The organism is Lactobacillus sp. CA30L (assembly GCF_059900845.1).
On sequence record NZ_JBWXGB010000002.1, the window covers coordinates 51,632 to 72,010 of the forward strand.

The 20,379-nt window shown below is 48.6% G+C and carries 20 protein-coding genes; 13 read left to right on the forward strand and 7 right to left on the reverse strand.

The features are described from left to right. Positions 1–169: 169 nt before the first annotated feature. Positions 170–1,975: an oligoendopeptidase F gene (gene pepF, locus AC2JF8_RS02760; RefSeq protein ID WP_500760919.1), complete on the reverse strand. Its 1,806-nt coding sequence runs from the start codon at positions 1,973–1,975 to the stop codon at positions 170–172. Positions 1,976–2,129: 154 nt separating this feature from the next. Between pepF and AC2JF8_RS02765 the strand changes: the two genes are divergently transcribed. Beyond that, complete coding sequence (locus AC2JF8_RS02765; RefSeq protein ID WP_500760921.1) at positions 2,130–3,299, forward strand: LCP family protein; 1,170 nt, start codon at positions 2,130–2,132, stop codon at positions 3,297–3,299. An 80-nt stretch (positions 3,300–3,379) separates the two neighbouring features. Further along, positions 3,380–3,739 (forward strand): hypothetical protein, encoded by a 360-nt coding sequence (locus tag AC2JF8_RS02770; protein ID WP_500760924.1) that lies wholly within the window; start codon positions 3,380–3,382, stop codon positions 3,737–3,739. Positions 3,740–3,875: 136 nt separating this feature from the next. Here AC2JF8_RS02770 and AC2JF8_RS02775 read toward each other — a convergent pair whose 3' ends face one another. Continuing rightward, on the reverse strand, positions 3,876–4,403 hold the full coding sequence (locus tag AC2JF8_RS02775; RefSeq protein ID WP_500760926.1) for a hypothetical protein: 528 nt from the start codon (positions 4,401–4,403) through the stop codon (positions 3,876–3,878). A gap of 207 nt (positions 4,404–4,610) precedes the next feature. Here AC2JF8_RS02775 and AC2JF8_RS02780 point away from each other — a divergent pair, with 207 nt between their 5' ends. From AC2JF8_RS02780 to AC2JF8_RS02790, 3 genes are read left to right on the forward strand one after another with little or no spacing between them, the layout of a single operon-like run. Then, positions 4,611–6,158, forward strand: a complete 1,548-nt coding sequence (locus AC2JF8_RS02780; protein WP_500760929.1) for an ABC-F family ATP-binding cassette domain-containing protein — start codon at positions 4,611–4,613, stop codon at positions 6,156–6,158. A 7-nt stretch (positions 6,159–6,165) separates the two neighbouring features. Further along, on the forward strand, positions 6,166–6,942 hold the full coding sequence (locus tag AC2JF8_RS02785; RefSeq protein ID WP_500760931.1) for a threonine/serine exporter family protein: 777 nt from the start codon (positions 6,166–6,168) through the stop codon (positions 6,940–6,942). Positions 6,943–6,944: 2 nt separating this feature from the next. Further along, a complete protein-coding gene (locus AC2JF8_RS02790; RefSeq protein ID WP_500760933.1) occupies positions 6,945–7,403 on the forward strand; it encodes a threonine/serine exporter family protein in 459 nt (152 codons plus the stop codon). Between the two features lie 200 nt (positions 7,404–7,603). On the opposite strand, the gene AC2JF8_RS02795 is transcribed toward AC2JF8_RS02790, so the two are convergent. Together AC2JF8_RS02795 and AC2JF8_RS02800 are read right to left on the reverse strand one after the other, a co-directional pair. Next, positions 7,604–8,314, reverse strand: a complete 711-nt coding sequence (locus AC2JF8_RS02795; protein WP_500760935.1) for a C39 family peptidase — start codon at positions 8,312–8,314, stop codon at positions 7,604–7,606. Positions 8,315–8,405: 91 nt separating this feature from the next. Next, positions 8,406–9,983 (reverse strand): multicopper oxidase family protein, encoded by a 1,578-nt coding sequence (locus tag AC2JF8_RS02800; RefSeq protein WP_500760938.1) that lies wholly within the window; start codon positions 9,981–9,983, stop codon positions 8,406–8,408. 361 nt (positions 9,984–10,344) lie between these two features. Between AC2JF8_RS02800 and AC2JF8_RS02805 the strand changes: the two genes are divergently transcribed. Together AC2JF8_RS02805 and AC2JF8_RS02810 are read left to right on the forward strand one after the other, a co-directional pair. Continuing rightward, positions 10,345–10,872, forward strand: a complete 528-nt coding sequence (locus AC2JF8_RS02805; protein WP_500760940.1) for a hypothetical protein — start codon at positions 10,345–10,347, stop codon at positions 10,870–10,872. A gap of 150 nt (positions 10,873–11,022) precedes the next feature. Further along, positions 11,023–11,643, forward strand: a complete 621-nt coding sequence (locus AC2JF8_RS02810) for an LVIS_2131 family protein (protein ID WP_500760942.1) — start codon at positions 11,023–11,025, stop codon at positions 11,641–11,643. Between the two features lie 58 nt (positions 11,644–11,701). Here the strand turns inward: AC2JF8_RS02810 and AC2JF8_RS02815 are convergent, their stop codons facing one another. Continuing rightward, the gene (locus AC2JF8_RS02815; RefSeq protein WP_500760944.1) at positions 11,702–13,207 is read right to left on the reverse strand and encodes an O-antigen ligase family protein; all 1,506 of its coding nucleotides are present in this window, start codon (positions 13,205–13,207) and stop codon (positions 11,702–11,704) included. A gap of 152 nt (positions 13,208–13,359) precedes the next feature. Further along, on the reverse strand, positions 13,360–13,683 hold the full coding sequence (locus AC2JF8_RS02820) for a DUF2187 domain-containing protein (protein WP_500760946.1): 324 nt from the start codon (positions 13,681–13,683) through the stop codon (positions 13,360–13,362). A gap of 94 nt (positions 13,684–13,777) precedes the next feature. On the opposite strand from AC2JF8_RS02820, the gene AC2JF8_RS02825 reads away from it, so the two are divergent. The 3 genes from AC2JF8_RS02825 (at position 13,778) to AC2JF8_RS02835 (ending at position 15,966) form a co-directional block, all read left to right on the forward strand. Next, positions 13,778–14,326 (forward strand): guanylate kinase, encoded by a 549-nt coding sequence (locus AC2JF8_RS02825; protein ID WP_500760949.1) that lies wholly within the window; start codon positions 13,778–13,780, stop codon positions 14,324–14,326. A gap of 233 nt (positions 14,327–14,559) precedes the next feature. Beyond that, on the forward strand, positions 14,560–14,985 hold the full coding sequence (locus AC2JF8_RS02830; RefSeq protein WP_500760951.1) for a C40 family peptidase: 426 nt from the start codon (positions 14,560–14,562) through the stop codon (positions 14,983–14,985). A gap of 234 nt (positions 14,986–15,219) precedes the next feature. Beyond that, positions 15,220–15,966, forward strand: a complete 747-nt coding sequence (locus tag AC2JF8_RS02835; RefSeq protein ID WP_500760954.1) for a C40 family peptidase — start codon at positions 15,220–15,222, stop codon at positions 15,964–15,966. A gap of 84 nt (positions 15,967–16,050) precedes the next feature. On the opposite strand, the gene hflX is transcribed toward AC2JF8_RS02835, so the two are convergent. Continuing rightward, positions 16,051–17,334, reverse strand: a complete 1,284-nt coding sequence (hflX, locus tag AC2JF8_RS02840) for a GTPase HflX (protein WP_500760955.1) — start codon at positions 17,332–17,334, stop codon at positions 16,051–16,053. Between the two features lie 315 nt (positions 17,335–17,649). Here hflX and AC2JF8_RS02845 point away from each other — a divergent pair, with 315 nt between their 5' ends. From AC2JF8_RS02845 to AC2JF8_RS02855, 3 genes are all read left to right on the forward strand, one after another. After that, positions 17,650–18,381 carry an L-ribulose-5-phosphate 4-epimerase gene (locus AC2JF8_RS02845; RefSeq protein ID WP_500760957.1) on the forward strand — a complete coding sequence of 244 codons (732 nt, stop codon included), beginning with the start codon at positions 17,650–17,652 and terminating at the stop codon, positions 18,379–18,381. A 107-nt stretch (positions 18,382–18,488) separates the two neighbouring features. Beyond that, on the forward strand, positions 18,489–18,941 hold the full coding sequence (locus AC2JF8_RS02850; RefSeq protein ID WP_500760960.1) for a PTS sugar transporter subunit IIA: 453 nt from the start codon (positions 18,489–18,491) through the stop codon (positions 18,939–18,941). Positions 18,942–18,992: 51 nt separating this feature from the next. Continuing rightward, the gene (locus AC2JF8_RS02855) at positions 18,993–20,369 is read left to right on the forward strand and encodes a PTS galactitol transporter subunit IIC (protein ID WP_500761273.1); all 1,377 of its coding nucleotides are present in this window, start codon (positions 18,993–18,995) and stop codon (positions 20,367–20,369) included. The last annotated feature ends 10 nt before the right edge of the window (positions 20,370–20,379 follow it).

Genomic DNA, 20,379 nt, shown 5'->3' on the forward strand with positions numbered 1-20,379 from the left:
TCAAATTTGGTCGAAATACTCTATTATGAATGTTATTGGTAGAATTCAATAATGTTTTAATTACTAAATAGCTCGTTGTGAACGGCAGACTAAAAACCCGCTCGTAACCTAAAAAAGAGGGTATGGCCGGTATCCGTCACCCCTCTTATGTGTTTATAGCGCTCATTTGTTACTTAAAGTCATTTTGAACAAGCTGTTTGAATTCAACTAGGCGTTTCTTGAAAGTGGCAAAGGCCTCTTCTAGGTAGACAGGCTGGGTCATGTCAACACCGGCTTTTTTCATGATTTCAACCGGGTAATCACTAGAACCGGATTTGAGAAATTCAAGATAGGCCTGCTTCTGCTTACTTGTCCCGTGGACTATGTTATTGGCTAAGGCAGTTGCTGCGGCAAAGCCAGTCGCGTATTGGTAGACGTAGAAGTCATAATAGAAGTGTGGCACCCGTGCCCACTCCCTGGCGATGGCACTTCCCGCTTCGACAGCTGATCCGTAGTAGTGCTGGTTAAGCTTACCGTATAGTTCATTGAGCCGTTCGGCAGTCAGAGCTTCGCCCTGGGCATCCAATTGATGAATTGTTTGTTCAAATTCGGCAAACTGGGTCTGTCGGAACAGGGTACCCTTGAAGGAGTCCAAGTAATAATTGAGGATAAACGCACGGATCTTGGGGTCGGTGACGTGATCCAAGAAGTACTCCGTCAGGATGTTTTCATTGGTGGTCGAAGCGATTTCAGCTACGAAAATGGAGTAGTCACCATAGACGTAAGGCTGATTTGCCCTGGTGTACATGCTGTGGACGGAGTGGCCAGTCTCATGCACCAGGGTGTAGAGCGAGTCTACGTTGTTTTCCCAATTGAGTAGTTCATATGCGTCCGTGTCGTAGGAGCCGCCAGAATAGGCCCCCGTGGTCTTACCTTGGGATTCAACGACGTCAATAACGCGGTGATTGAAGATGTAGTCAACCTGCTTCAGGTAGTCATCACCCAGTGGCTTTAGGGCCTTCTTGGCCTCCTTTTGGGCCTCTTCAAAGGTGTAGGTCAGGGCCGGCTTGCCAGTCAAGGGCACGTACATGTCCCACATCTGCAGGTCATCCACGCCGAGTATTTGCTGGCGTAGGGCCACATAGTCGTGGAGCAGGTCTAGATGGCTGTTGACTGCTTGGATAAGGGTATCATAGACGATTGGCGGCACGCCGTTTTCGAGCATTGCCGCGGCGCGGGCTGAATCATAGTGGTGAACACCAGCATCATAATTATGGGCCTTAACTGCGCCGGCTAAGGTAGAGGCTAGACTGTTTTCAAATTGCCCGTAAGTAGCGTACATCGAGTCAAAGGCCCCTTTACGTACCATGCGGTCCTGTGATTGAATCAGGAGGGAGTAGAGCCCGTCGGACAGCTGGACCATTTCGCCGTCATCATTTTGCACGTAGCTGTACTCCATGTCCGAATTGGTCAAAACGTTGTAGGTGCTCGCGGATGCACTCAGGGCGGCTCCAGCAGCGGCGACCAGCTTTTCTTCCGGGGCCAGCAGGGTATGGGGGCGTTTTTTAGTAATCTGGTCGAGCAGGTGGTCGTAGTCGTGCAGCCGCTTTTCGTCCTGCTTGAACTGGTCGAGGCGGTCGGCAGGAAGGCTCAGGATGGCCGGACTCATGAAGGATGTCGCGGCTTCAAAGGCACTGGCTAACGTCTGCACTTGGGCAGCATAGCCCAGGTAGTGAGCATTCCCCGTATCGACGTCACTGGCCATCGTGGCGTAGACGTAGACCCTTTCCAACTTGCGCTGCACGGCCAAAATCTGGCTGAGTCCGTCATAAAGGTTCTTGCCTGACTGGATAAAGTTGTCCTTCAAGGCATCCAGGGTCGCTATTGCTTGTTTGACTTGGGCAGATTCAGCCTCCCATTCTTGGTCGGACTTGAAGACACGGGTTAGATCCCACTTGAGTTCTTCTGGGACTGCCGTTCTGTTAGGTATTGTCATTGCAGTTCTCCTTTTTATCTATTTATCTGAAACTGTGTTAATATGTTAAAAACTAAAAAATAAGGTATTATTAATTATCGTTGCCGTTATTTTATTTTGGGTCCAAAAGTGATACAAATAATATGAATAATTACGGAAGGAATTAAAGAGTGGCATGAATCCAAGTTCAAAACGCAGGGAAGACTATCATCAAAGGCATCCTTCTCTGAATCTTCATCGCAATCACGTCCTGGCTGCGCCAGCGCGAACGTTCAAAGGTAACTTTTTTGCCCGCATTTGTGGTATTGTTGCAACCCTATGTGTCTGTTTGGGCGTGGCCTGGGCCGCGCATATGTATTTTTCCCTGCACTATGCGATTGACGGACAAAACGGTAATTCCGCCACGTCTGCTCGCATTGCTAACCGGCAGCCGATTTCGGTTTTGGTTCTCGGTGTCGACCAGGGAATTGAGGGGCGCCACGACCGGGGCAACTCTGATACCCTAATTCTGGCCACGGCCAACCCGGCTAAGAATAAGGCAACAATGACTTCAATTCCGCGGGACACCTTAGCTAATATTTTAGGCGACCCTGGGGATAAGTACAACATGTTTCGCATTAATTCCGCCTTTGGTATGGGTGGTAGTTCTGCTTCAGTCAAAACCGTTTCGGCATTGCTTGACGTGCCCATCTATTATTACGTCGAAGTCAACATGAAGGCTCTCAAAAGCTTGGTTGAGGCGGTTGGTGGTGTGGACGTTAAGGTGCCCTTTAGCTTTAGCTATGACTGGTGTGACTTTCATAAGGGTAAACAACACCTGAATGGTCGCCACGCTGTTGCTTACGTGCGGATGCGCCATGATGACCCACGCGGTGACTATGGCCGTCAGATGCGCCAACGGCAGGTGATTGAGGCAGTTGTACACAAGGCTATCTCGATTGATTCTATTGCTAATTACCGCAAGTTGGCCCAGATTTTTACTAAGTACGTTAAGACCAATTTGACCTTCAATGACCTGCTCGCCCTCGCCCTCACCTACCGCGGTTGTTCACATAACATCGATAGCGGCTACCTCCAGGGACATGATGCGTGGATTAACGGCTCATCAATCCAGGTTGCCTCAACCAAGGAGTTGCAAAAAGTGTCGGACCAGGTGCGGGGCAACCTCGGTCTAGACAAGGTGGTGCTTGATAACGACGAGACCCGACTTAACCGGCTCAACGAGCAGAATAACAATATCAAGTGGAAGGACCCGGCGCCCTTCACCAACTACCAGATATATAATTCGGCCGTTACCACCGAGGGCGGCACGGACGGCACAAGCAACAATTCCGCGGGCCAATAGAACCTGGACTGCCTGCCCGGTCGGGAAGGCCAAAGGATCTGGATTTCAACCTTGAATTTTTTAAAAACAGGAGGTTCCAATTGCGCAAACCAGCACTTTTTCCCGTCGTCTACGGGGTGATTTCGGCATTGATTGCCTTTATCGCCATCTTCTTCATCTGCCTGAACACGTTCCACTGGGCAATGCCGGCCGCCGTATTTGGTGCCGGCCTCTTCGCCGTGTTCTTCTTTGCACTGTCTTGGTTTAGGGGGCACGCGTCGGTCGAGATCAAGCGCATCGCGCGTGAATTTCACCTGTCTGACGAGGACCTGGCGCAGATCACGGGGATGAAGAGCAGCGACTTTCCGATTTACCATAATAAATTGCAGCTGATTCTGCCCAAGCGCTACTGGCCCAAGGTGCTAGATGCGCTGCAGAAGTACGAGCAGGAACACCGTTGATACTGGCTACTGGCCGCAAGCGAGATTTTTGAATAGACTACGCAGAGCTTCGTTAATAATTGACGGGGCTCTTTTTGTGAGTGCCGGCCTTTGGGACAAAAAAAGACCTCAGCGTTGATGCTGAAGTCCGTATTAATTAATATTCAAAGTGGGCGTAGTGGCGGTTCTTCAGCTGCTTGGCCAGTTTGGCCGTCTTGTAGCAGTGGTCCGTGTGCCAGATGCCCGCGCCGTAAGCCATGGAGAGGACCTTGTGGCCCTTGAGCTTGGCGACGTTGTAGTAGATACCATCGCCTGCACCTGCTGCAAAGCCCTGGACGTTGATCCACCTGCGGCCGTGCGCTTTGGGCTGGCCGGCAATCTTGATCCAGGTGTTGTAGGTTTGGTCAAACTGGGGATCAAGCTCGCCGTCCTTTAACGGGTGCAGGGGGGCGACAAATTTCTTGCCCTTTTCATCAAAGATGGTCCGCGTCGTCTTGGTAAAGATGGTTTTATTGACCTTCTTCATGTCGGTGTCGTAGTAGTACCAGGTACCGTGCATCTTCTTGGGGAAGACGGCCGTGTCCGCCTTGGCCTGTGCAGCGCGGGCCGGAGCGGCGGCAGCGGTACCGGCAGCACCGACCGTTACCAGAGCAGCAAGCGTAATTAAGCATTTTTTCAACTTCATTTTGGTTTCCTCCAAACTTACTGATAGATGTGATACCTAATTATATGTTACCGTGCCGCGTTGCACAATCGTTTTTGGCACCACCGCGAAAAATAATTTGCGGGTCAGCGGTGCGCAGAAATCGGCGGCTTTTCGGCGCCCAGGCAAGCCAAACGGGCGACTTTATTATATACTAAGGCGAGTCGTATTTTTGAAAGAGGATGGATAATGAGTTTACTGACGGTTAAAAATTTGGGGCAGAGTTTTGTGGACAAGACGCTGTACGAAAACGGCAACTTCGTCCTCAACAAGGAAGACCACATGGGCGTCACCGGCCAGAACGGGGTGGGCAAGTCGACCCTGATCAAGATTTTGACGGGTGAGATGCTGCCGGACGAGGGCCAGGTCAAGTGGCAGAACCGCGTGACCGTGGGCTACCTCGACCAGTACGCCAAGCTCACGCCGGGCGTGACCATCCGCGGCTTCCTGCGGACGGCCTTTGACCACCTTTATCAAAAAGAAAAAGAGCTAAATGCGCAGTACGCGCAGTACGCCGAAGAGGGCGCCGCCGACCTGCTTGAAAAAGCGGGCAAGCTGCAGACCTACCTGGAAGAAAACAACTTCTACGGCCTTGACACGGAAATCGAACGCGTGGCGTCGGGGCTGGGCCTGGCCGAACTGGGCTACGACCACGACGTGGCACAGCTATCGGGCGGCCAGCGGTCCAAGATTATTCTGGCCAAGCTGCTGCTGCAGAACCCGGACGTCCTGCTGCTCGACGAGCCGACCAACTACCTGGACGTCGGCCACATCGACTGGCTGGTGGGCTACCTGAACGACTTCAGCGGTGCCTTCATCGTTGTCAGCCACGACTACGACTTCCTGGGCCGGATTGCCAACTGCATCATCGACATTGACATCGGCACAATCACGCGCTACACGGGGACGCTCAAGCAGGCCATGCGGCAGAAGGCGGCCAACCGGGAGACCTACATGAAGGCCTACACCAACCAGCAGCGCAAGATTGCCAAGACGGAGGCCTACATCCGCAAGAACAAGGCCGGCACCAGGTCCAAGAGTGCCAAGTCGCGTGAAAAGCAGCTGGCCCGGATGGACGTGCTCAACCCGCCCAAGGGCAACAAGCGCGTGCACTTTGAGTTTCCTTACGTGGCCACGGCCTCCAACTTGCTGCTGCAGACGCAGGATCTGGTGATTGGCTACGACCACGCACTGGTCACCGAGGCCTTCAACTTTTCCGTTGGCGGCAGTGAAAAGGTCGCAATCACGGGCTTCAACGGAATCGGCAAGACGACCCTGCTCAAGACGCTGCTGGGCCAGTTGCCGCCGATCTTCGGCTCGTTTGAACTGTCGACTACGGCCAAGGTGGCCTACTTCAAGCAGGATCTGGCCTGGCCCAATAGCAACATGACGCCCCTGCAGTACCTGCAGGAGGAATTTGACCGCAAGAAGCCCAAGGAACTGCGCGGTGCGCTGGCCCGGCTGGGCGTGACTGCACAGCAGGCGATGAGTCCGCTCAAGAAGCTATCGGGCGGCGAGCAGGAGAAGGTCAAGCTGGCCAAGATGCAGTTTGAACCCGCCAACCTGTTGTTCCTGGACGAGCCGACCAACCACCTGGACCGTGATTCCAAGGACGCCCTGCGGCAGGCAATCGTCAACTTTGAAGGCGGCGTAATCATTGTCAGCCACGAGCGCGACTTCTTCCAGGGCGACTGGGTTGACAAGACAATCGATATTGAAACGATGAATAAACTTTGAGGGAAAAATGTCTAGCGAACGGGATAAGCTTTTTTACCAAGAATTACTGGATACGTGCCTGACCGCCGGCCAGTTGATGATCGAGGGCGGCAGCGAGATGTACCGCGTCGAGGATACGATGGTCCGCATTGCCAAGAGCGCGGGCGAACCGGACCCGCGCGTCTTCATTGTGCCCACCGGCATCTTCATGAGTCTGGACCAGGGCAACTACTGTCAAACGATCCAGGTGCAGGAGCGCAACATCAACTTGGAGCTCGTTGACCGCATCAACTCGCTGTCGCGGGCCTTTGCCGCCAGGGAGATCGACCTGCGCCAGGTCAAGCAGCAGGTCCACAAGATGACGAATGGGAACGTGCCCACCTTTCCTTTGTGGATGCAGACGGTCGGTGCCGCGGTTTTGAGTGCGACGCTGATGGTCATGTTCATGGACAATTATGATTGGGTCGACTTTCCCGCCGCTGCGCTGATTGGTGCCATCGGTTTTGTTTCTTTCTACTACTTCAAACGCTTCACCAACGTCAAGTTTTTGGCGGAACTGGTGGCGGCGCTCATCATGACGACCCTTGCGGTCGGCTTGGTCCACGTCTACCCGCAGATGGTCATCGACAACATCCTTACCGGTGCGCTCATGCCGCTTGTGCCAGGCTTGGCCCTGACCAACGCGTTGCGTGACCTGTTTAAGGGCGACCTATTGTCGGGCATCGTCCGGGTCTGTGAGGCGCTGTTGACTGCGTTTGCGCTGGGCGGCGGCGTCGGTATTATTCTGAAGTTTTTGGGAGCATAAAAATGCCATTCTGGTTAGAAATCATTATCAACGTTTGCTTTGCCTACCTGGCTTCCGCCGGCTTTGCCCTGACAATCAACGTGCCCCACCGGGTACTCAATCTGGCTGGTATCAGTGGTATTATTAGCTGGATGATTTACTGGTTGGCGATGCGCGCTTCCATGGGGCGGCTCTTGTCCAACCTGCTGGGTTCTTTTGCCATTGGCATCCTGGGCATTGTCTTTGCCCGGCGGAAGAAGTGCCCGGCCACGGTCTTCTACATCCCGGCCATCGTGCCGCTTGTACCCGGCGTGCCCGCCTACCAGGCGGTGCGGGAATTGACCGCCGGCAACCTGAACGGGGCCAGCGACGCGTTCCTGCGCGTGATCATCGTCACGGGCTCGATTGCCCTGGGGATGCTCCTGTCCAACATGTTTGTCGAGATTTTCTTCAGGATAAAAAAATTTTACAAACATAACTGAAAAGGGTATACTAAGCGTTGCGAGTCGACAAAAACGCGAGATGCGTATTTGCATGAGGACGCCCGCCTTAACTGGCAGACACGGGAAGTGTTGGCTGTTGACCAACCTGATGTGAACAGAAGTAGTCACCCATCTTAGGATGGGCCTCGATTTGAAAAGAGCAGATTCTTATGAATCTGCTCTTTTTTTGCACGTGCTTTTTAATTGATGTACAATGCCTGCTTGCCCTGTTGGTTGTAGCTGCGTTCAAGGTTTTGCCAGGAAACGGCCTTGTTCTTGGTACCGAAGGGGTCATTAACGTAGACCGTGCGCGTTTTTTTGTTAAAACCGGTGATCACGCAGGCGTGCGAGGACGGCGTGACGTTAACCGTTCCCTGGGCCGTCTTCCACGTCTGCATGTCGTTTACGTGGTTGAACGTGGTGGTGGTGATGATCATGACCGGGTGGCCGTCCGAGACCAGTTTCAGCACCTGGATGAAGTCGCGGCCCGTCGCATTCTGGATGCGGCTCGTATACTTGCGGGCAACCTGTTCCAGCGGTTCGTTAAAGACGCACCAGCCGGCGTTGGCCTGGCTCATGTAGCCGACAAAGCCAGCGTGTGGATTGCCGCGGTATTTGCCATCGGGATTGAAGGAAGAAACGTGCTTGATGTTTTGCGACAGGTCCAGCTTGGTAACCCTGATGTCGTAGTAGCGCAGAAGCATGGAGAGGGCGGTCACTTCGCAGCCGTTGGGTAAGTCGGGGTACTGGTTTTCAAGGGGCACGTCCAGTTTCTGCTCCTGCTTCAGCGTCAACCAGTCGAACTTGTCCTTGATCTCATTCGAATTGAAGGCCATAAAGAGGACAACGCCTAGAGTTAGGAGTCCTAGTAAAAATATTAGTGGGGGTTTTGATACGTTTTTCTTACTCATGATAAGCCTATTTAAGCATAGAAATATGGGGCATAGCAAAAAATCGCTCAAGTAATGAGCGATTTTTACTAATTTTTATTGTTTGGTTAAATTAGTGGTGGCTAGCACCTGAAAGTGAATCCATGGTGTGGTCTACACCCTTCACAGCCATACCTTCCGTGTCCATGCCTGGGCACCAAACCTCGTCTTCAGCAATTCCTCTTTCTTCAGCGAAAGCCTTAGTCAAAGTTTCCATGTCCATCAGGTGATACTTCTTGTCAGGTTCTTTTGGATCCACGATTTGAATCTGGGCCATCATACCAGCATCTTCGTGTTCGATGATGTGACAGTGGTACATGAAAATCCCGGGGTTTTCGAAACAAACCTTAACCCGAACCGTTTCTTGTGGAGCAACTTCAATAGTATCCTTGTAGACGTTTCGCTCGTTAGGGTAAGGTTCCTTGCCGTTACGAGTGATTACGATAAAGTGGGCCCCATGAATGTGGAAGGGGTGGAGCATGCCGTGAGTCTTATCATTAGTATTAGTGATGTCCCAATATTCGGTACTCATCAGCGTCTGCTTCATGTCGATTCTGTCCATCTTGAATTGTTGACCATTGATCAAGTTGTGATTATCCATTGTGACCTTGCGGATTTCAGCCTTGGGGTCAACTTCTGGGTAGTCAGGTACGAACAAGGTGTCTGGAATGACACTGTCGTCGCGCTCATACTTATGGATTCGGAACTCAACCAGCTTGAAGTCATCCGTGTACAGGTTGACTACATCGCCTTCCTTGTATTTACCGAAGTCAACAACTACTTGTTGACGTTCACCCGGTCCAATTAAAATCTTAGTCATTTTAACTGGATGCTCTAAGAAAGAGTCGTCACCGGCAATTTGGGTCATTACCAAGTCATCGGTAAAGTGTAATCTCCACTCGCGTCGGTTGGAACCACCTAAGAAGAGCAGACGTACTTTTTGTGTTGTAACGTCCACGTAAGGACGAATAGTGGCATTGATTAATGGCACTTCACCGAAGATCCCCATTGCGTTGTAGTCTGCCTTGTAATCGTACTGGTTGTCTTCGTGGAAAATCCGATCCTGTAGCACAATCGGAAATTCGTCCTTGCCGTATGTCTTCGGAATTGGCAACTTAGCTTCGTTGTCATCAGTGATGACAACGCCCATTGCCAGTCCCATCCAAACCTGCTCAGCAGTTGATGGACATGGGTGAGCGTGCAGCCATGTCAAAGCAGCGGGCTGGTTAACGAAGAAGTCAATTTGTTTTTCTTCGCCAGGATATACGGGGGAGTGACAAGCACCATCAGCGCCCGGACCGGGAACGTCCATGCCGTGCCAGTGGTAGGTAGTCAATTCTGGCAGGCTATTCTTCAGGGTTACGTGAACGTGTTGACCGCTCTTTAAGACCATCGTCTTGCCCAAAACTGGGAAATTATAGCCCCAAGTGTGGGTCTTCTTGCCCGGCAAGAATTGCATGTCACCTTCTTGGGATTCAATGGTGAACCAAATGTCATTGCCTTCCTGCTTGTCTGGTTCCAAAACTGGAGGAACAACTAAAGGCTGTGCTTCAACGCCTTCGGGAATATGAAGGGGTTTGTAGCCCATACCGTGATTTTTGTCAAAATCTTCGGAATTATAGAAATAATCTGTGTAAACTTTATCTGACATATCTGTCTACCTTTCAGTTAAAAAATTTAGTTGAAAATTTTTATTTACATACTTAATTTACACTTTGTGAAAACGCTTGTAAAGTAAGAGGAATCGTATTTTTGGATTGATAATCGCAAAACGCCTTTTTTATGCAAAATAATCGCCAGAGTGTTATGTTATTAATCAAATGAAAGCCCCTAAATGGTGGATATCTAAAGGTAATGGCCGTTGTGAGTCCGTGAAAATGCTGTTTTTTTAGAAAAATGTTTTTAAAAAAGATTTTATTAAGAAATAAAAAGGAATTGTTTTTAATTGCAAATTTGAGTATCGTAAAGAAGAGAAAGTAACGTGGACAAAGTTTAAAAAAGGAATTGTTAATTTGAAGGTTAATTTACAAGACTTAAACGAAAAAATTGCACAGCAAGATTATCTGCAGGATCTGGCCACGGTCAAGTACGCCGATCTTGGTCACTATCAGGCTAAAATCAGGCCGTTTGCAACTAAAATGATTGAGGAAACCGGCACTGCGCTTAAGCATGGTTCCTTGAGTCACATTGCGCTAGAGGTAACGGGGCAGCGTCCGGTGACCTTTGCCCTGGAAAGCAACATCATTAATCTTCCGTATAGCAATTACAAGAAGATCGCCAACTTTTTTGAAGAGGGCAAAGATTATCCCGTGCAGGTTTACTTTGAAACGCAATCAGACTTTCTGAATGCCTCGAAGTTCAGAATTGACCAGCTGGCAACGGAAGAGGAAATTACCCAAGACGCCGCTGAAGTTGTTGAGCGGCTAACGAGTGCTATTGCAGAAAAAATCAAGCAGGTGCGCGAATACCAAAAACCGGCAGAAACAGTCAAAAAGAAGCCGGCGCAAGCGGCACCGGCAAAGGCCAAAAAGGTCCGCTAATAGTGCATAACTTCACAATTTTATTTTACGTGCTGCGTCGCTAGCAGTAACTATTAGAACCCTGCACTGCGATAACCAAAGCAGAGGGGCGTTGGCAGGCAAGTGGTGAATAAAAGGGAGCCATTTGGTTGAGAAATTAGGAGGTTGAACATGTTTAGCTGGAATCTACTTGGCGTTTTATTATGGGTCATCATTATCCTCTATTTCGTATTCGTGGTGCAGAATATTCGCAAGCGCCGGATTACAATGATTATCAAAAAGCACCAGCAATTTAGTTGGACTAATTTTGCAATTGATCTGTTGGAAATTGTGGTTTTGCTGGCTAGCATTGCCGGGTTGTTCGGCCAGGTCGTGCTGGACAATCCGGACCTAGAGGATACGAGCAAAATTTCGGCAACCGTTACATACGAGCCCCTAGTTATGGATACAGGCAGGGGAAATTCAAGCTACGTCACGATTAACTCTAAGAAGAAAAAAAACGGTACGCAAACCTACACGTATTATCGTGCGGGCAAAAAGACACAGGTCTCAAGTGATTTTGCGGCAGTAGCTTATGGTAAGCATCCCCTTGCGCTCAATGCAGCCCGGATTCCATATGATGAAAAGGCACTGAAAAAGCTGGATCGCAAGTATCAGCGAGCATACGTTGCCGTGTATTCAGCCACATACAAAAAGGTTTGGCAGAACGGAATAGGTCTGCACGCTGGTCACAATGCGATTCGCTTCTTCCTGATCCGGATACCTGACGCTTCATTCATTAAGTCAAAATAGTATTTTGTCTATTCAATCTAAAAAAGGCCCCAAAATCAACAGGATTCTGGGGCTTTTGCTATGCCTGTTGATTGACTTGCACCAGTAAGTTGCCGTCAACGAAGGCCAAAATAAAACTAGCGGTTAAAAAGTCGACTACATTGCCCGATGAAAAGGCGGCCAGCAGGACAAAAGCGGTGGAAAGAAGCAGCGAACTGACCAGGTAGGTGCGCGCACTTTTAAAACTGAGCCAGCGGTAAGCGGCATAGGCAAGCACGGCCAGGTAGGGCCCGAGAAAGAGCAGCATGCCGCACCAGCCCAGAGAGTAAATCTGGGCGGCAAAATCGCGCTCGAGGTTAAAGATGTTGTTTTCACGGACAAAGGAAATGCCCAAGTACTTGTCCCAATGGTTATTATTGGTTTTTACGACCCGGTTGAGCATGGCCTCCTCGACATGGCGATTTTCCATGCGGGTCTGCCCCGGGCTGCGCATAATCTGCAGCCAAAATTCGGGATCATGCTGGTAGGGGTAGCTCTTGAAGACGAACTTGGGGTTAAGCGCATACGCTTGATAATTATTTTTGATGAAGGTACGCAGAAACTCTTTCCGTTTTGTGCCTTCCGGGTATTTTTGTAGTCCGGCCTCGAGCTTGCGCCGCTCGCTCGTCAGGTCGTGATCAGACTGCTTAGCCAGATAGATTTCATAGTTATAGCGCTGGATTGCGGGTCCAAAGGGCAGGATGGCCAACGCGCCCAGCTCGATTAAGACGGCAATGACGACGGCTTTGGTGCTTTTTTGAACATCCTTAACCAGGTATCTGTGAATGAAAAACAGGAGCAGGCAAACGGCGAGTCCGCCGACAAGCCCGATGGCGGCGACTTTGGTGCCGATTTCAATCATGGCCAGCGCCTGGACGACGTTTAAAAGCACCGTGTGCCAGTTCAGGTCCGTGAGCAGGTAGTAAAGCATGAGCGGCAGCAGCATGAATAAAACGGCCGAGACCATGTTGGTAAAGTTGAAGAAGCCCTTGGATGCCATATGTGAGTAGCCAATGTTAGGATCAAAGAACCACATGAAAATGTTGGCGCTGATTGTGCCCGTTTCGTAGGACTTCAGCGAGATGACAAACAGGTTGGACAAGACAATCGTACCGGAAAAGAGCCCGGACAGTCCCTCGATTACTTCCTGCAGCTGCTTTCTTAAAAAATGTACCGCGCTGGTAAAGTAAATAACCATTAGCGGGAGCATCATCCGGATCAGGTAAAAGATTTCGCCCCCAGTCGAATAACCGTAGCCACTGGGACTGACACTAGCAAAGTGCCTAACGTGAACCAGGTGCAGTGCAGAGTAAATAAGCAGTAGCGCCAGGTAAAGCAGCAGCCACTTCTTCTTGGTCAGCTCTTGCCAGGAGTGTTTTTGGCTGAAAAACAGGACAATGACCACGCCCATCGCCAAAATGCGGATAATGGTGGGCAGGGTGAACGGCAACAGCTGGGCTAATGTGCCGTGATAAAACCAGTACAAATCTAAGAACGGCTGCATGAGGATAAACCAGAATAACAGGGTTCGCACTTTTTCTTTCATTATCTCTCCTAAAATAAATATGGCTTAGCTCAATTGTAGGCAAAAAAGCCGAAAAAAAAAAGCAGTGCCGCACAAATACCCAGAAATAATTAGTTGTCGAACTAACTAGGGGGAATCACTTAAGTGCACGCACTACGTGATAATGAAAATAATTACACGTTTTTATGTCCGTCTTTTGCTGCTTTTTCCTCTGCCTTTGCAGTCGGTGCAATTTTTTCAACCTTAACGTCGCTTTGGACCAGATCCTGGATTTTCTTGAGCTTTTGCTTGGATGCAGCCTTCAAGTTCTTAAAGTTGACCACGATTTTTTTATTGAGATCACCAACTGCGGTTTCATCAGCTGGAGCGAAAGCAATAATCTTTAACAGGGCAGAATTTTCATAAATTTTTTCTATTTTGCCGATAAAGGGCTCGGTAAGTTCTTCTTCAGACTTTGCGCTAACAATGCCGTCTATTTTAACGTCTGTTTTTTTCATAATGAGTTTTACTTCCTCTCTTACCCGTGTTTAACTATAACAGAAGGATATTATTATAAAAGTCAACTGTTTTCAAGTAAAGGAACTCTAGTTTTTGCGAAAATTAATTTTAATTGCTGGTCCGAGCGGGGCAGGCAAAACGACCATTTCGGAATATCTTGCACAAACATATGACATTCCGCGTGTACTAACGCATACGACCAGGCCCCTGCGGGCGGGTGAGCGTCCGGAAACGTCTTACCATTTTGAGAGTGATGCCAGTTTTAGTCAGCTGCACTTTTTTGAACACGTTAGGTATGGCTCCTACCAGTACGGCTCGAGCAAGGAGGCCCTGAATGAGGCCTGGACCAAGCATGATGTGGTTTCATTAATTGTTGATATTAAAGGCGCGGCGGCGTATATTGGTGCAATCAGGCCCCGGGTCTACTTTTTGTATGTAACGACAAGCACAAAAGCAGAACTGGAACAGCGGCTCGTTAAGCGCGGAGATGATTGGGAAAAAATCAGGGAACGGCTCAGCGGCCGCGAACTGAATCTTTTGCCCACTACGCTAAAGAGCGCTGCCCACGTCCTGGTCAACGATGACTGGGCGCAAACAAAAGAAGAGCTGGACAAAATCGTGCGCAGTCTGGTAAACGCTTAATCACTTTGTAAAAGCACCTCTGCTAAATTTATTTCTTATTGTTTTGTAGCTCATTTGACACGATTGTGTAACATTAAATGAGTAAGATATAAATTGTCGAGTATGACAAGTAGCAATTGAACATTGCATAACAGAAAGCATAAGAAATATTTGGTAGAAGAGAGCGATTTATTTTGGGACATCGACGTAGTATAACTAAGCTAATTGCAATTATTGCTTTGTTTTGTGTTGGCATGGGGACAACAACTGTTGCCACGGCCAGCACAACTGATAGGGTTAGCGCCAGTGTAGTGACCAAGAAGCGCAATGCTGTTGCCAAGCTTGCCAAAAAGCAGGTGGGTAAGAGCTACATCTATGGTGCAACTGGTCCCTATGCTTTTGATTGTTCAGGGCTAGTCCAATACGTCTACAAGAGGGCAGGGAAGACCATCTTGCCTAGAACTACGTACACGCAAGTGGCACTAGGCAAAAAGGTGTCCATGAAAAAGCTGAAAAAGGGCGACTTACTCTTTTGGGGTTCGGCTGCTTCTCCTAGTCATGTTGGTATTTACGTAGGCAATAACAAGTTTGTGCACGCGGCGACCCCAGCACAGGGCGTGCGGCAGCAAACAATTAGTTCTTATTTCTACCCCTCAGAAGCTAAGCGCGTTTTAGCATGATAATGCACTACTCTTTCTGCAATTAAATAAAATTTCTTAATGTCCATATTACTACGCAAAAATAGTGGTTTTGCTAAAGCATTTTCGATGAAAGTGCTTTTTTACTTACCGGTATTGTTAATGTAACTGTTTTGTAATATTTCACGAGTAGAATTAGGCCTGTAACAAAGAAGTATGAAAAATTGAATTTATTATCTTAACATTTTTGTGGTGCGCAATTGGGAGGAGTTAGTTTTGAAGATGAAGAGTAACTTGGCAAAATTTACGACGGCTGTAGCCTTGGCTATCACTGGTATCGGGGTAGTTAACGCTGTTAATTCTACTGTAATCTCTTCCCCTGTTGAAGCAGCTACTCAGAAAGTTAAAATTAATTACGTACCTGGCTATGGGATTAACATCTGGGACAATTACGCAAAGCCCAAATTTACCGGGCAGAGAATTAAGCACGGCAAGACGGTTAGTATTTTAGCTAGTGCCGTTGATGGTAAGGGCAGAACCTGGTATCAAATCGGTGAGGGTCAGTGGATTCAAGCGCGCTATACAATTAAGGCCACTAAGGCGGTTAAGCTTAGAACGTTTAAAGCTGGTGCCGGTTCAAAGGCAGCTAAGAAGGCTAAGGGCAAGGCAGCTAAGATTGTTGACCTTGCTAATGCTGAAGTGGGCAAGGCCTATGCGTGGGGCGGTAACGGCCCTAGTGGGTTTGACTGTTCAGGGCTAGCACAATACGTTTACAGCAAGGCTGCCGGCAAGGAATTAAGCCGTACGACGTATAGTCAGGTTAAACAGGGCAAGACGGTGGCAATGGAAGATTTGCAGCCGGGCGATTTGCTCTTCTGGGGCTCAGCAGCTGCACCTTACCACGTGGGCATTTACGTTGGTGACAACCAGTATGTTCATGCTGCTGCGCCTGGCCAAGGTGTGGTTAAAGATAGTTTAAGTTCATACTTCTACCCGTCAGTTGCTAAGCGCGTGCTTGACTAGGGCATACTTAAATCTAATTAAAATAGGCCACTTAGGAAATTTCTAAGTGGCCTATTTATTTTGCCCATCAGCTCAGGTTAAGCTTTAAACGACGTAGCGCTGAAGTCGTACCTGCTCGTCAGGCGTCAGCCGGACGGTGACGTGAATGCCATTAGCCTGGTAGTCCTCAGCCAGAACCTGGGCGTGTTCGTGCAGGTAGGAAAGGACCGTTCCTTCAGATAGCGGCAGGAGCATGTTCACCTTCTGGTAGTTGGCAAAGATGCGCTTGGTGATCAGGCCAGCCAGTTCTTTGATGGATGCGGGATCGGTGGCGGAGTAGATGATGCTGCTGCCCTCAATCTGCGGGTAGTTGCGGTCGGCTTTGTCGGCCTTGTTGTAGGCGGTAATCATCGGAATGCCCTTCACGCCGATCTCGCCCAGGACGTTTGTGGTAGTGCGAATCATCTGGATCATGTTGGGGTCGGACGCGTCCACAACGTTAATCAGCAGGTCGGCATCTTTAACCTCCTGCAGCGTCGCCTTGAACGATTCAATCAGGTTGTGGGGCAGTTTGGAGATGAAGCCGACCGTGTCGGACAATATGAAGCTGAAGTTGTCGGCCAGCTCGATGCGGCGCACGCTGGTGTCAAGCGTTGCAAACAGCATGTCCTTGACAAAAACCTGCTTGGCGCTGCCTTCTGTTGAAAATTCTGCTAGGAGCCCGTTCATCGTCGTCGACTTGCCGGCGTTGGTGTAGCCCACCAGGGCGACCTTCGGAATGTGGTTCTGATTGCGCCTTTTGGCCTTGATTTCTTCCTGGCCGGCGATTGTCCTGAGTTCCTTTTTGATGGTGGATATCTGCTTACCGATGGTTCTGCGGTTTAGTTCCAGCTTAGATTCACCGGCACCACGGTTGGCGAAGCCGCCCCCGGTTGAGCCGCCGTTTCCGCGCTGCTGGTCGAGGCTGTTTTCGGAGGGGTGCAGGCGGGGCAATTCATACTGCAAGCGGGCAAGCTGAACCTGCAATTTGGCTTGTTTGGTGTGCGCGCGGCTGGCAAAAATTTCGATGATCAGTTCAGTGCGGTCGATCACGCGCAGCTTGGTAATTTTTTCCAGATTGCGAATCTGGACTGGGGTCAGCTCATCGTTTAGAACGAGCACCTTAGCCTTTAAACCGCGCGCCATGTCCTTGATTTCGTTGACTTTGCCGAGGCCGAAGTAGGTTGCGCTGACAACCTGCTCGGCGTTTTGGCGTGCCTGGCCCACGACTTCCATATTAGCGGCTGCGGTTAGGTTAGCCAGTTCAGTCATGTAATAATCGAAGTTGGGATCATTTAAGTTGATGCCAGCAATATAGGCCTTGGGTTTGTGTGGGGTGTTATCGATCATTTAATCCTCTTTTCAAGATAAATTTTAATTTTAATAGCAGATGGTTCAAAGTTTTTGGTCTTAATAATCCACATAGGTCACAATCTTCTTTCTGTAGTTAATTAATCTAATTGTAATACAAACGTCTTGGTTTACAAAAAGATAGCGATATGAGAGAAACGTGCCACTTTAAACGCGGCCGTTTTTGTTTGTAAAACCATCGTGGTTAACCAGTTGCACTAAAAATTATAGGACATATTGACTTTTAGCTTGATTTATAAGGTGCTTGAATAGCAAATGGAAGCGATTTCCACTATTCAAAGAAAGGATAAATAGATGCTAGAAAAACTGAAAGAAGAGGTTTACAGGGCCAATATGCAGTTGCCCCGATTAGGGCTAGTGACGTTTACTTGGGGCAATGTATCAGGCATTGACCGCAGCAGCGGATTATTTGCTATTAAACCCTCTGGCGTAGACTATGACAAGCTGACTCCTAATGACATGGTTATAGTTAACCTTAAGGGTGAGGTAGTTGAAGGAAAATTGAATCCCTCGAGTGATACTCCGACTCACGCCGTTTTATACAAAAAATTTATTGACGTTGGCGGCATTGTACATACCCATTCACCGTGGGCAGTTGCATTTGCTGCCGCAAAGATGGATATTCCGGCCATGAATACGACTCACGCCGATACCTTTTATGATGCAATTCCAGCCGCCGATGCGTTGACGGCCGAAGAAATTTCTGCTGACTATGAAGGCAATACTGGTAAGGCCATAGTACGTACTTTTAAACGGCGAGGACTTGATTACGAAGCAACGCCCGGCGCGCTAGTTAGTCAACACGGACCATTCTGTTGGGGAGCAACTCCTGGCCAAGCAGTTTATAATGCTAAGGTCTTGGAAACGGTGGCCGAAGAGGACTACCACACCTTGCAGCTTACCCGTGCCAATTGTGAGTTGCCCCAATATTTATTGGATAAGCATTATTACCGCAAGCACGGTCAAAATGCTTATTATGGACAGGACAATGCAAAATCGCTGAGTCATGTCAAAAGCAAGAATTAGGGGGGTAGTGCATCAAGTGCACCAAAGTTTTAAGCCGTGCGAGACTTATAAAGCGCTTTTACAAATGCTTAAATTAAGAAGTGAACAAATGAAAAGGAGGTGGACGAATGAAACTGTTAAGTCCCAAGTTATTTTTTACGCAGATTGAGGCTAATAATTCAGACGAAGTAATTCATTATTTAGCAACTCAACTTAGGGATGAGGGCAAGGTCAAGGATACTTTTGAACAGGCAGTGAAGGAGCGCGAGAGAGTTCATCCTACGGGCTTGCCAAGTGGCCAAATTGCAGTAGCCATTCCGCATACCGACGTTCAATACGTTAACGAAGCGGCAATCGCGTTTGCAACTTTAGCCCATCCGGTTAAATTTCGCAACATGGCCGTGACTGATCAGTCTCTGGATGTTCAGATTGTCGTGATGTTGGCTTTGAAGGATCCACATAGTCAAGTGGAAATGCTGCAAAAATTAATGGCCTTGTTCCAGGATCAGGAGCTTTTGAGTGACTTGAAAAAGATCACGGATGGTAAAAAACTTTATGATGCTGTTTCTGAGCATATTTAGGATAGAAAGTTTTCGGGAGGATTTATTGTGAAACCTATTATTGATTTCATTATGTATATAGTTGGCTTAGGCCCAACCGTCTTAATTCCAATTATTATGCTAATCTTTGGATTGTGCGTGCGTGTGCCTTTTACTAAGGCCTTACGCGGCGGATTAATGGTTGGAATTGGCTTTATCGGTCTGAATGCAACCGTCTCAATTTTAACGGACGTTATGAACCCGGCAATTAAGAACATGATTCAGGTCATGCACTTGAACCTGGAAGTGATTGACGTCGGCTGGCCCTCAGCTTCAGCTATTGCATACGGCACAGCAGTTGGTGTAAGCATGATCCCGCTGGGCATTGCCATTAATATTTTGATGCTGCTCACCAAGACTACGTCAACCATTGACGTTGATATCTGGGACTTTTGGCATTTTGCCTTTAGTGGCTCGCTGGTTTACGCCCTAACTAACGACATTGTGCTTAGCTTGTTTTTGGCAAGTGTCAACATGATTGTCATCATGGTTACGGCCGATAGGACGGCCCCGCTTTCTGAAAAGTATTTGGGACTGCCAGGAATTTCTATTCCTCATGGCTATGCCGGTTCTTTTGTTCCAATTGCAATCGTCTTTAATTGGATTATTGACAAAATTCCGGGGATTAACAAGATCCACATGGATGCCAAGGACTTTAACAAAAAATTCGGGTCTTGGGGTGAACCAACTCTCTTGGGTTTTGCAATTGGTATTATCATTGGCATCTTGGCCTACGGTTTTATTCCGGGAATGACGATTGCCACCAAGCTGGGCAAAATCATGTTAATGGGTGTCACACTGTCTGCGGTGATGATTATTACGCCTAAGATGGCTGCCTTGTTGCTGCAGGGAGTAGTACCTGTTTCTAGTGCTATTCAGGCCTTTACGCAAAAGAAATTTTCGGGTAAAAGGAAGATTTACATTGGAATGGATACTGCTGTCGGAATTGGTAGTCCGGTCGTACTGGCCTGTGCTACCCTGATGATTCCGGTTGCGCTCTTGTTTGCCTTTATTTTGCCAGGCAACAAGTTTTTACCAACAATTGGTCTAGTAGGCTTTGTCTTCATGTTTCCGCTTATTGTTTCCATTACCCACGGTGATTTCTTTAGATCATTCATTATTGGTGCGATAAACGTTGTTATCGGGTTATGGATTGGGACGGATTTAGCCCCACTGATTACTAAGTGTGCACGTGCAGCGCACTTCGCCATTCCTAAGGGATCATCACTGATTTCTAGTATTGATTATGGTTCAAATCCGTATCCGTGGTTGATTGTACAGGCTGCACCCTTCAAGATTGCCGCTTACGTGATTGGGATCATTCTAATTGTTGGATTGTGCTGGTGGAACAGGAAGAAGATTACTGCCGAAGAGAAAGAAATGGCAGCAGTTGGTACAGAGTCAAAGTAAATTTTAGTTA